The organism is Novosphingobium sp., assembly GCF_027489515.1.
Lineage (GTDB): Bacteria > Pseudomonadota > Alphaproteobacteria > Sphingomonadales > Sphingomonadaceae > Novosphingobium.
Genome location: NZ_JAIXZS010000014.1, coordinates 1 through 11,298 on the forward strand (window position 1 = coordinate 1; position 11,298 = coordinate 11,298).

At 64.4% G+C, this 11,298-nt stretch carries 14 protein-coding genes; 3 read left to right on the forward strand and 11 right to left on the reverse strand.

Going from position 1 to position 11,298, the window contains the following annotated elements; all coding sequences use genetic code 11:
- Positions 1-571: 571 nt before the first annotated feature.
- The 3 genes from Q0082_RS01250 to Q0082_RS01260 form a co-directional block, all read right to left on the reverse strand.
- Positions 572-976 (reverse strand): hypothetical protein, encoded by a 405-nt coding sequence (locus tag Q0082_RS01250; RefSeq protein WP_298188991.1) that lies wholly within the window; start codon positions 974-976, stop codon positions 572-574.
- Entirely contained in the window at positions 957-1,259 is a 303-nt protein-coding gene (locus Q0082_RS01255) for a type II toxin-antitoxin system prevent-host-death family antitoxin (RefSeq protein WP_298188995.1), read from the reverse strand. The genes Q0082_RS01250 and Q0082_RS01255 overlap by 20 nt, the downstream gene beginning before the upstream one ends.
- A gap of 74 nt (positions 1,260-1,333) precedes the next feature.
- Positions 1,334-1,456 (reverse strand): hypothetical protein, encoded by a 123-nt coding sequence (locus Q0082_RS01260; protein ID WP_298188998.1) that lies wholly within the window; start codon positions 1,454-1,456, stop codon positions 1,334-1,336.
- Between the two features lie 142 nt (positions 1,457-1,598).
- Between Q0082_RS01260 and Q0082_RS01265 the strand changes: the two genes are divergently transcribed.
- Complete coding sequence (locus tag Q0082_RS01265; RefSeq protein WP_298189001.1) at positions 1,599-2,225, forward strand: LuxR C-terminal-related transcriptional regulator; 627 nt, start codon at positions 1,599-1,601, stop codon at positions 2,223-2,225.
- Entirely contained in the window at positions 2,222-2,671 is a 450-nt protein-coding gene (locus Q0082_RS01270; protein WP_298189004.1) for a VOC family protein, read from the forward strand. Before Q0082_RS01265 ends, Q0082_RS01270 begins: the two co-directional genes overlap by 4 nt.
- A 12-nt stretch (positions 2,672-2,683) precedes the next feature.
- Here Q0082_RS01270 and Q0082_RS01275 read toward each other — a convergent pair whose 3' ends face one another.
- Positions 2,684-3,466, reverse strand: a complete 783-nt coding sequence (locus Q0082_RS01275) for a helix-turn-helix domain-containing protein (protein ID WP_298189007.1) — start codon at positions 3,464-3,466, stop codon at positions 2,684-2,686.
- A gap of 134 nt (positions 3,467-3,600) precedes the next feature.
- On the opposite strand from Q0082_RS01275, the gene Q0082_RS01280 reads away from it, so the two are divergent.
- On the forward strand, positions 3,601-5,541 hold the full coding sequence (locus Q0082_RS01280; protein WP_298189010.1) for a S9 family peptidase: 1,941 nt from the start codon (positions 3,601-3,603) through the stop codon (positions 5,539-5,541).
- A 15-nt stretch (positions 5,542-5,556) separates the two neighbouring features.
- Here the strand turns inward: Q0082_RS01280 and Q0082_RS01285 are convergent, their stop codons facing one another.
- From Q0082_RS01285 to Q0082_RS01315, 7 genes are all read right to left on the reverse strand, one after another.
- Positions 5,557-5,931: a hypothetical protein gene (locus tag Q0082_RS01285; protein WP_298189014.1), complete on the reverse strand. Its 375-nt coding sequence runs from the start codon at positions 5,929-5,931 to the stop codon at positions 5,557-5,559.
- The gene (locus Q0082_RS01290) at positions 5,928-6,377 is read right to left on the reverse strand and encodes a DUF4199 domain-containing protein (protein ID WP_298189016.1); all 450 of its coding nucleotides are present in this window, start codon (positions 6,375-6,377) and stop codon (positions 5,928-5,930) included. The genes Q0082_RS01285 and Q0082_RS01290 overlap by 4 nt, the downstream gene beginning before the upstream one ends.
- Entirely contained in the window at positions 6,370-7,293 is a 924-nt protein-coding gene (locus tag Q0082_RS01295) for an AraC family transcriptional regulator (protein WP_298189019.1), read from the reverse strand. The genes Q0082_RS01290 and Q0082_RS01295 overlap by 8 nt, the downstream gene beginning before the upstream one ends.
- Positions 7,294-7,381: 88 nt before the next feature.
- On the reverse strand, positions 7,382-8,827 hold the full coding sequence (locus tag Q0082_RS01300; protein ID WP_298189022.1) for an acyl-CoA thioester hydrolase/BAAT C-terminal domain-containing protein: 1,446 nt from the start codon (positions 8,825-8,827) through the stop codon (positions 7,382-7,384).
- A 109-nt stretch (positions 8,828-8,936) separates the two neighbouring features.
- Entirely contained in the window at positions 8,937-9,740 is an 804-nt protein-coding gene (locus tag Q0082_RS01305) for a LytTR family transcriptional regulator DNA-binding domain-containing protein (RefSeq protein ID WP_298189025.1), read from the reverse strand.
- 320 nt (positions 9,741-10,060) lie between these two features.
- The gene (locus Q0082_RS01310) at positions 10,061-10,432 is read right to left on the reverse strand and encodes a hypothetical protein (RefSeq protein WP_298189028.1); all 372 of its coding nucleotides are present in this window, start codon (positions 10,430-10,432) and stop codon (positions 10,061-10,063) included.
- Entirely contained in the window at positions 10,426-10,941 is a 516-nt protein-coding gene (locus tag Q0082_RS01315; protein WP_298189030.1) for a hypothetical protein, read from the reverse strand. The genes Q0082_RS01310 and Q0082_RS01315 overlap by 7 nt, the downstream gene beginning before the upstream one ends.
- Positions 10,942-11,298: the final 357 nt, after the last annotated feature.

Sequence of the window (11,298 nt, forward strand, 5' to 3'; positions counted from 1 at the left end):
CCGGACGTTCGGTCACGAGGATCAGTTCGGTGATGCGGGTGTCGCTGCGGTCGCGGGCAACGGGATCCTTGGCGAGACGGCCGACGAGGTTGACGATGTTCATTGCAAGAGCCTCCTTGGTGCCGACGGCTCGTCCGCCGGTGCCCTTGTCGAGCCTCGGCGGGAGAGCTGGGACACCGCGCGCTTCCGCGCGCGGGGAACCTCGGAAATCGAGGTGGTGCGGGCAGCCCGGCTTGCCGGGCAACACGGCTCGCATTTCTGCAGGTTGGCCCTAAGCTCGACCAAAGAGGCATGGGCACTGGTCGGCAGACGTGCTGTTGGCACAGGAGCTTATCGCACGCCTGGACATCAACTTCGCCGCGTACCGGCTTGTTATTGACGATGATGATCACGGGATAATTCGCCCGCCCTTGCCGATCCCGGTGAGCGAGAGGTCCCTCTGCGGCACTGATCCGGAATACCCGACCTCGGCCACCTCCGGCGCCAATCCACAACGCCGGCGTGACTGGCCTGACGTTGATGCACGATCAGACAAGGCTCCAAGGAGCAGGCTGCCTCGGCGTTCCGGAAATCAATCGCGATCGACGGCAGCGGCGCCCCAGGCTCCGATGGCATCGATGATCTTTGCCGTGAACCGCGGTGGGAGTCGTCCGGCAATGTACCCGGGCTGCTTCATCAGGGGTCTGATGTCGAACCCGGGCCAGGTGAACCGGTTGAATTCCGAAACGACAATCGCGCTACCCGGAACGAGCCCGGCTGCGCGTGCGATCTCATCGGGGATGGCGATGGCATTCTTGCGCCCCTCGCCCTTGGTCGTGATCGCGGCGACCAGATAGCGCGAGCCTTCCACACCTACGACGACAACGAAGCGTTCTTTGACGCCTTCGTCGCGGCCTCGTCTCTGCTCTTCCTCGAAGAGATAGACGTATCGGAGGATATGGCCTGCGGCGGGTCGGTCAGTCTTCCCAGCGGTCATTGGCAAGTTCGCTGGCCGAAGGCCGTGCATTGGCGAAAGCCTTGCGATCGGCTTCGGTCATGTCGGACGAAGCGACAGCTTCGATATTCATGTGGCCGGCGATCACACCGCGTGCCGCCTCTTCGAGATGGCGGAAATATTCGCTATCTGCGATCACATGCCGTTCGCGGCCATGGCTGGTCAGGACGACCGGCTGCTTGGTTGCCAGATCGAGGAACTCGCCGGTGTTGTTGTGAAACCGGGTCAGGGGAACCCTGGGGTGCTCATTCGCCGCCGCTGGCATGATGGTATCTCCTCTGGCCTCAAAATAGCAATTATTACCATAATAGCAAGATTTCTGGGGCGGCGCTTGCCGCGCTAGGGCGCGTCGGTAGATTCGAACGGCAGCATGCGACCCAAAGAAAGCCATTCAGCGAGCTCGCCTCGAACGTCATCTTTGACCAAAACCAGCCAATCCGACTTGTCGTTGTTGGCCGCCATTGATTCAGCGCTTTGTAGCGGTTCGGTTCGGGGAGATACCCTTCATAAGCCAAAACTTCGTCGCGGCGGAAAACATCGGCCAGCGATGACAAGGTACCGTCGGGTAGGGTAATTCCTACGTCAATTCGCTAGGCCAAGCATTATGGCAAAACGAGGCAGACCCACGCATGCCGACATCTTAACGCCGGCCGAATGGCGGGTGGTCGAAGGAGTTAGGCACGGATTGACGAACCCGGCGATTGCCCGGCTTTGCGGCCTCTCAGCCGATGCAGTCAAATTCCACGTAAGCAATGTGCTGGGCAAGCTTGGACTGCAGTCCCGTAGCGAATTGCGGCAGTGGCCGGGCGTGCGGGCCGACAGCGCCATGGCGGCCGCTATGCCGGGCTCCGATCGGGGCGCCTGGTCGCTGGGTCAAGTCTCCCGGACCGCGCGCGATCTCGATGCTACCGCCGATTGGTTCCGTGACGTTGTCGGCCTTGCCGAAGTGATGCGTTTCCCCAACGCCGCATTCTTCGATTGCGGCGGGGTGCGCCTCTATCTCTCCGCGGCACAAGCGGGAACGAATGCGATCCTCTACTTCCGCGTAGACGACATCTCGGCCGAAATCGAGCGGCTGAAGGCCGCGGGCGTTGTCATCCTGAGCGCGCCGCATCGCATCCACGTCCACCCTGACGGGCGCGAGGAATGGATGGCGTTCTTTGCCGATCCCGATGGCGGAAGCCTCGGACTGATGAGCGTGGTGGAACCAAATACAGGAGACGGTCGATGATGAAATGGATTGCCCTGCTGGCGTTTGCAGCGACCCCGATTTCTGCCGGAGCACAGGAGACGCCCGCGCCGGTGCTCGCGAATGCACGGTTCGAGCAGGTTGCACTGACGGTCACTGATCTCGACGCAGCGCGCGCCTTCTATCGCGATCGGATCGGGCTGCCGCTTCTGTTCGAAGCGGGCGACATGCTGTTTTTCGACGTCGCCGGCACGCGGCTGATGCTGGCGCATGACAGCACGCGCAAGCCGCCCGAACGGCCGACAGGCATTCTCTATTTCCATGTCGACGATTTCACTGCTGCGCGTGCCCGTCTCGAAGCGAGCGATGCCACCCTGGTGGGAGACGTGGAGACGGTGCAATCCAGTCCGGCGGGCTTCCTGCGACTACAGCAATTTGCCGATCCTGACGGCAACATGCTGGCGATCATGGGCTTTGTCCCGCGCTGACGCGGCAGCCATTCAGTCGAGCGCGATCCCCAGCCTGTCGGCAATGCTGCGGTCCACCCCGTTGCGGATCGGGTCACCGCTCGCCTTGAGACGGCGGTACTGGTTCGGCGTGAGTTGACCATAGCGCTGGAACGCGCGCGTCAGATGCGCCTGATCGGCGAAGAGCGCGCTGGCCTGATTGATCGATCCGGTGCGGAAAAGCGTGGACCAGGCGTGTTCGAAACGGGCGTGTCCGAGCAGGGACTTGGGGCTCATCCCGAATTCATCACGCACAATGCTGCGCAATTGCCGGGCGCCGATATCGAGACGCGCCGCAATCGCACCGACCGAAAGCGCGGGGCGCGCCAGCATGGCCGCGTGAGCTTGGGACAATATGCCTGGTCGGCTCCCTGTCGATGCGGGGTCGAGCCGCGCCATCGCCCAATCCTCGACAAGGCGCAGCCTCGCGGCGAAATCCGGGGCGGCGGCGATTTGCTCGGCCAGCGCCGCGGCCGAGGGCGCAACCGCGGCGAGATCATGGTCGGCACCGACCAGCGCAGCGAGCGGACACCCAAGCAGATCGCGCACACCCAGCGGGGTAAGCTGAAGCAGGAACCAATCCGAACGCGCGCTGGTGGCATGATCATATGCCCCTGTCCTGGGCCCGAACACGCTCGCCAGCGGCAGTCGGCGCAGCGGATCACCGCAACGCGCGTTGGTGAAATGTTCGCCGCAATTGACGAAGATCTCGCAGTTCATGTTGGGAAAGATGCGATATCGCGTCGGCGGTGCGCAGGCGCGGCGCTGGATAGCCATGGCAATCCATGGGCGCAGCGCCGGGGCAAGCGGACTGCTCCAATTCCGCGCAGGCTCTTCCGTTTCGTTCAAGACGGGCGCCTTTCGTGCTTCCTAAGAAGCAGGCATAGATGCTTCGAGGGAGGTTCGCCACGATGTTCTCAGGCCTGCTGCTTGCCGCCGCCGCGCCGATCGCGTCTGCCCCGCTGATCCCGTTCGATGTGCTGGCAAAGGCTCCCGCTATCTCCGCCGCGGTGGTATCGCCCGATGGCACGCGGGTGGCGACGATCGAAACCGTCGACGGCCGCGGCGCTGTCCATGTCGGCCCGCTTGGTGGCCCGCGCCGGCTGGTGCTGCGCAATCCCGAGCGCTCGATCGACAATGTGCGCTGGTCGGCGGATGGGCGCTGGCTGCTGGTGCTGCAAGACAGCGGCGGAGACGAAGGTTACCACCTTTTCCGCATCGATCCCGATGCTCCCGATCGCGCGCAGGATCTGACACCGTTTGCCGGAGCCAACGCGGAGATTATCCGCACGCCTGCCGGGCAAGCCGGCCCGCTGCTCCTCGCCATCAACCGGCGCGACCCCGAATATGCCGATGTCTATGCCCTGGGCCCCGAAGCGGGGACGCTGCGCGAAGTTCTGCGCAATGATGCGGGCTACACCGAGTTCTTTGCCGATGCCTCGGGCGAGATCCGCGCCGCCGGGCGGATCTCGCCGGACGGGTCGCTCGAGCTGTGGGGGCGGATGCAGGGGGGCGGAGAATTCGTTCGCCTCTACACCGCACCTACGGCAGAGCGCTTCAAGATCCTCGGCATTCACGCCGACGGGCGGTCTGTGATCGTGCGGAGTAACCGTGACGGCGATGTCGAACGTGCGCTGCTGATTGGCCTTGCGGATGGCAAGCTGCGGCGGCTCAAAGGCGGAGATTGCGGCCGGTTCGATCTCGACGATATCCTTCAGGACGCCGCCGGGCCGATTGCCGCTGCCTGCACGCGCATCGCAAGCGATCTCGCACCGCTTGCACCCGGGTTTGCCGAAGCGGTCGGCAAGGCCCGGCAGATCGCGCAGAAAGACAGCCTGAGCCTCGAATCCCGGTCGGCCGACGGGCAGGTCACAGTCTTCTACACCGACGCGGGGCACCGTCCGGGGCGCTTCATTATGGTGCGCGGGGGCAAGGCGTCGGTTTTTGCCGACACACGCCCCGAACTTGCCGCCTATGCCTTCGCGCCGACCGAACCCTTCAGGCTGCGCGCCCGCGACGGGCTGCCGCTGCTCGGCTATGTCACCCGCCCGCTCGGGAGCCGCAGCGCCGGGCCGACCATTGTCGCGGTCCACGGCGGCCCCTGGACCCGCGATACCGCCACCTTCGAACGCGAAACGCAGTTCTACGCCAATCGCGGATACACGGTCATTCAGGTCAACTTCCGCGGATCGACCGGGCTCGGCAAGCGGGTGTTCGACGCCGGCGTCGGCGAATTCGGACGGCGCATGTCTGACGATGTCGACGATGCCGTGCGGCATGCCGTTCGTAAGGGCTGGGCCGATCCCGCACGGGTGTGCATCATGGGCGGATCCTACGGCGGCTTTGCCGCGCTCACCGGCATTTCGCGCGCAGGCGGCTTCGCCTATCGCTGTGCGGTGGACTTTGCGGGACCGGCCGATCTGGAGACCCTCGTCCGCGCCTTCCCGCCGAGCTGGCAGCCTTTCCTGCCGCGTTCGTGGTACCGGTTCGTCGGAAATCCTGACCGCCCGGAGGATGCTGCACAAATGCGCGAACGCTCTCCGCTCACCAATGCCGCAGCGATGCGTGCTCCGCTGCTGATCTTCCAGGGCGCGAATGATCCGCGCGTGCGGCAGGACCAGTCGGACCGGATCGTCTGCTCGCTGCGTGCCCGCGGCATCGATGTCGATTATCTTCTCGCCAGAAACGAGGGCCACAGCTTCGCCAACGAGGAGACCTCGCTGGCGATCACCCGCGCAACCGAAGTGTTCTTCGCGCGGCATCTGGGCGGACAGGTCGGCGCGGAACCATCCGCTGAAGCAACCCGCGCGCTCGAGGCGTTTCGCGCGGCGGGCAATGCCATCGGTTGTTGAGCGCTCCCTTGCCGCTCAGGCTCCGATGGCGGCGCGCAGGTCGGGTTCCATCTGCGCCGCAAGCGCTGTCAGCTCCCGCAGCTGCGCGAACACCGCTCCATCCGCTTTCTTGACATTGAAGCAGGTCTTTCCCTGCCGCCGTTTCGCAAGCCCCACGGGCACCGCAGCTTCCAGCGCCGGGAGCGTGTAGAGCGGCATGATGTGGTAGGCCACATAGGACTTCTTGATCGCGATCCACCCGAACCAAGCCGGCTGCCCGGTGCGCGCCTCGATCCAGTGGGTCTTCAGCGTCAGATTGGCCGCGCTGTCCTCGGCAATCGCCATGCCGGGGGCCGCTTCGAGCATGATGGCGCGCAGTTGGGCGAAGATGTCCAGAAATATGTCGCTCATAGGTTCTGCCCTCCCCTGCGCATAACGATTGTGGTGATGGCGGTGATGACCATGCCCACCACGAACGAGCCCAGAACAACCGCGACCAGCTGGGACGCCACATCGATAGGTGCCCCGCGTGCTTGCATCGCCATCAAGAACTTTGGATTGATGAGGGTATAGTAAGCCGCGAAGAAAGTGAGGCCGATGGCGGCACTGATGGCCGATACAGCAAGGCCAGTCGCTAGCGCGCTGCCCCAAGAGATAACACCACCCGCGGCCTGCCGCGCCTTGCGCAGAGCCCAGACGATGGCGATCACCGGGAAGATGATCGCAACGAAGCCTGTCTTCGCCCCCACATCGAGCTGTTCATTGTGCCAGCCCATCGCGAATTCGAACATCGTCCAGGCCATTGCTCCGCCGCCCGAAAGCAGCCCGGCAAGCAGCGTGGATCTGGCATCAGGCATAATGATCTCCTTGTGGCGGATAGGCGACAGGCACGCGGCATTCGAGATCGAACGACTCCCAGCCGATGTCTTCGGGCAGTTGCAGATAGGCCTCTTCGGCCGGGGCATCGCGCAGATCGAGCCCGGACGCGGGAAGCCAGCTCTTGAACAGCATCGACCATGCCCGATCCACCTCAGCCAGATCGCCCTTCACATGCGTGACAGCCCACAAGCCCGCGTCCCGCTCCGCCACGGCGAAGCGCGGCGGCGGATCGAGACCATCGGGCAGCGCGATCATGAAATCATAGCGACATCGCGACAGCGGGGTGAGGTCAGGGTCGTCGCGCGAGGCGCCCACGATGTTTCCGCCGCTGGTTTCGAGTCCCTGTTCCTCGGCCCAGGCGCGCAGCCGCTGGTAGGCCGCGATCAGCTTGTCCGGCGCAAGATAGCCGCCCCACACCCGCGCCACCGCCAGCCGGGCGGCAGGGCGGGGCTTCAGCGTTACCACGAAGTCAGGATCGAGCGGGGGTGCCGGGCGCAGGAAGAATTCCGAGACCGCTTCGGCCTCGGCCCGGTCGAGCCGCTCGCGCCACCATACCTCGCGGTCGAAGGCGGAGGGCGGCACGCCGTAGACCCGCTTGAAGGCCCTGGCGAAGCTGACCGCCGAGGCGAAGCCGCTGGCGGCAGAGGCGACCTTCCACGATTGTCCGCGCCGGGCGAGGCCTATGGCACGTTCGAGCTTGCGGCGCTCAACGAAGCTGCGCAGGCTTTCGCCGGTCAGCGCGCGGAACACGCGGTGGAAATGGAAGGGCGAAAGGCACGCGACGGCGGCGAGCCGTTCCAGAGTCACCGGCTCGGCGGGATTGGCTTCGATATGGGCGATCGCCCGCGCGATGCGCGCTTCGTATCGTTCGCCATATGTGCCGCTCTTGATCACGCTTCCCTCGGGTGTTTGCCGACCACCCGCGTCGCAGCCCGCAGCGCGGCAGTCAAACGCGGCGACCAAACACTTCTTGCGCAAATGCTCAGCGCAACACCCGCCGCAGGAAGGCGAGCTTGGCTTCGTGAGCTGCAAATTCCGCCGCACCCTGCGCATCGATGTCGGGCGCATAGGCTGAGGCGTTGTCTTCCTGCCACGCACGGTGGGGATAGAGACCGTCACCGCACAGGAAATGCCCTGCTGTCGGGGCCACCAAGGCTTCCACCTGCCCGCCCTTTCCGGCCGCATCCATCGCATTGACGAGACTGCGGGTCATTGCCCCGCTCGGCCAGGTCCGGTCCCGCTCGCCGCCGATCAGGAACAACTCCGCCCCGGTGCGCTCGATCGGGATGCGCGCGGCTCGCGCCGCGTCCGAAAATTCGGCGCGGGCGCGGTCGTAGCGGTCGGTGTTGTCCAGAAAACCATCGCGCCGGTCGGCATAAGTCGGAATATAGGCAAGCGGTATCCCCTGGTATGACCAGCTCGAATAGGTGCCGGGCTCCGGGAGCGAGCGAACCGTGCTGCCATCCCAGGATGCCGCGCCATAGCCCTCCCATACAACATCGCTCGGCACGCAGCCGACTGCGGCCTTGACCCAGGGATAAGTCGCTGCGCCCACCATCGCGAATTCGCCGCCCTTGCTGTTGCCCACCAGCGCGATCCGCGCGGTGTCGGCTTCCGGGCGGTCCGCCAGCCAGAGGCGCGCGCGATCGAGCAGTTCGACCGGGATGTTGCGGTGCGCATTGGGCACCGAAAGCCCGCCCGCTTCGTAATCCCACGCGAAGTAATTGATCGCGAGCGTGGCGAATCCGGCTTCGGCATAGCGCTGCGCGATGTCGCGCGCCTTTGCTGTGCTGCCGCCTTCGCTACCGTGGAGATGAAGGATCACCGGAAGATTGCGCGCACCTGCGGGCGCGGCGAAGAAGCCGCTCAGCTGCGGCGTGCGGATTTCTATCCGGGTCATCGCCGCATCGGGCCGTTCGACATTGATGCGCAGTCGCTGTTCGGCGATGATTGTCTGACCTCGGGTCACACGCAGTTGATGCGTCCCATCATCCTTGAGCGCCACACCCTGCCGCGCAAAGGCCTGCTCCGTAACCAGCGGATCACTGGCCCGACGCGCCGACCAGAACAGGGTGACGGGGCCGACCGCCTTGCTCGTTCCTTCCTCCGGGATTGCGGTAGCAAGATCGATCTTCCCTTGTGCATTGGTCCGGATCTGGACCCAGCCATGCATCGGCGTTGGCTCGTTTTGCCAACCCCCTTTCCCATCCGGCAGCCAGCGATTGACGACCCGGAAGAGATGCACACGCACCACTTCTCCCGGTTCGAGGCCAGCGATCACAATCCGCGGGATCTCGCCAAGGAAATAGGTTTCGCGCGCATCAATGTGCACGCTGCTGACGACCGCGCTTGCAGCCGAAGGCTCAGCGGCGATGGCAAGGGGGCTGGAACTGACAAGCGCCGCGGCAAACAGAAGTGCAAGTCTCAAGGGGGATCTCCGTCAGACGATGGCCCGGAGATGGAGCGGCGGACAAGGCAAGCGGAAAAAATGCAATCAATCGACACCGAATGCCGATGAACCGACACGCTTTCCGCAATCAGATTGCGACCGACCGGACCAGTCGGGCCCCTTCGCGGCTGCTGACCAGCTGGTCGCCATTGCTGAGTGTAACCTGCAGCCGCCCGTTCCCGGCCGGTTCGGCCCGGACAATCGCGTCGGAACGAACGATGTGGGAGCGATGCACACGCAGGAAAGCGAGCCCCGCCAGTCGCTCCTCGCAAGCCGCCATCCCAATCCGCGAGAGAAGGGTCGCAGTCGGCAGCACGATCCGCGAATATTCGCCGGCGGCCTCGATCCGCACGATCTCGGCCGGATCGATGGGGACGATGCCTTCCGCGGTCTTCACCAGCCAGCGCTGTGCCCTTGTTTCAGCGGGTGCCACCACAGATCCGGCTGCACTGAGACGGCGGCGCACATCGAGCCAAAGTCCGGCCAGCAGCGCGACCGCTCCATAGGCCGATCCTTGGAAGATTTGCCACGGCAGCGCGGGCCCCGAAAAGAAGCGGACGAATATCCCTTCTGTCCGTACTCCACCCGATAGGGCGAGCAGAAAAACTGCCGCGCCATAGGCCAACAGGGCATAGGCCATCACCGTCACGGCGCCAGACAGAAGAGCAACCGGAAGGCGCTGCGCTGCCAGCCGTGGCGCAATCAGGTCGACAAGCGGGATGGCCATCATCACGTGCGGACCGGCATTGCAGACCGCCCACAAACTTGCATCGCGCCATCCGATGTGTGCCTCTGTCAGCAGGAAGACCAGAGCGTAGACGCTGCTCATGCCGAACCCGATACTTAGCCACGCGACTATGGCTCTGCGGTTGAATTCGACGGGTTCTGACACGTGACTGTTCAATGGTCTCTATATCGGCATCGGGGGAAGCATTAGCCCGTGCCGGACTTATGGCAACAGACTAGCCGAAATTGCGCTTGATCCGGGTCTTCGCAGAGCCAAGCCAAAAATTCACTCAAGGTCCGTTTGATACGCGCTGCTTTTACGAGGAGGAGAACGACTGCGGCGGCTTTCGGCAACAATCGCCGTTTGGCGAGATAACTTTTGGCGACCGCTTTGTCCCACTCGCAGACGGTGATCTATTGCGCTCGGAGCGACAGCTAACCACCAATTTCGGTCACCCTGCTCCACGCTGAAGTTGTCCACGCCGCCTAGCGGTCCACCTCTGCCGCCGGCAGCTCCGGCAACAACCGGACGAGGCCCGCATCAATCGCAAAATCCAGAGTCCGTGCGAGGCGGCAGGCTCGCGCGATTGACCCGTCTGGAACAGCGAGCGCCTTTTCAATGTGACCAAGGGTTTCGCCAGCGCCAGGCTCACAGACCGCGTGAAGCTTGCCCGGCTCTGCGGTGATAGCAAAAGGCCAAGTCATCGCGACACCGACAACCCGTTCATCGAGAACAAGCAGGGTGTCACCGGCTGCGATAGTCTCGTCGGTCTGCACGGCGTCGTAGGCATTGCCCGTCGAAGCGAAGGCATGGATCCGCCAGGCGCTGAAGGCGAAGCGCTCGCTATCAGTCAGCATGGCAGGCTCCCTTCGCAAAAAGCGCGCTGCGCCGCTTCCGGAAAGGCCGCGGTGAGGTTCCGGTGGATCGACCCGGAGGACTCCGGAAAGAATGCGCCGGTGCTGGTCGGCCGTGTGATCCGCAGCGCGCTTGCGACGGCATCCGAGACGAAACCCGCAAGATGATCGCTGGCGGTCAGCTTGCCGAAATCAGGCGGCGCAAACCCGGCCTGATGCCAGAAGGCGAAGCCGGTCTCGAGTGTCTCGAGATAGCTGGCATGGCTGCCATCGTCCTGTTCGGCGTCGACGCTCGCCTCGACCGTCCGGTAGGTTCCGAAATCATGGGCGTTGGCCTTGATCCGAAGGGTGATTCCGGCGGGCGGAGGCCCAGCTACCGCGATCAGCGCAGTCCTGTAGAGCATGGCTTCGGCGGTATTCACGATGGTGAAGTTCGGGGTGTGGCCGATTTGCGCGCAGTCCTCATTCGAAGGCGCGCCGCCAAGATCGAGTGTCCAGTTTGTTTTTGCCATTCAAGCCTCCTTTGCTTGAACGGCACCTCCCCCTTCCCTCTCGTTGGCCGAGTTCCTTCAGAGGTTCCGTGGAACCCGACAGCAGCGGGCAAAAGAAAAGGCCCGCCCGCTGCAAATGCGCGGACGGGCCTTCCCGATGTGACCGGCGCGGGTCGCGGCACCGGTCACGGGGGGGGCTGGTCCCGGTCAGGCGTCAACGCTCGCGCGCGTCTTGGCCTTGGGTGCCGGAGCGGTGCTCTCGCCCAGACCGTCGCCGGTGGCAGCGGCGCTGTCAACGCTGCGGTCGCTGGCCGGTTCGTCGCCGGTGGCGGTGAGCGGCGGCAGGGCGCCTTCGCTTTCGCTGCCGAAGCCGTCGAG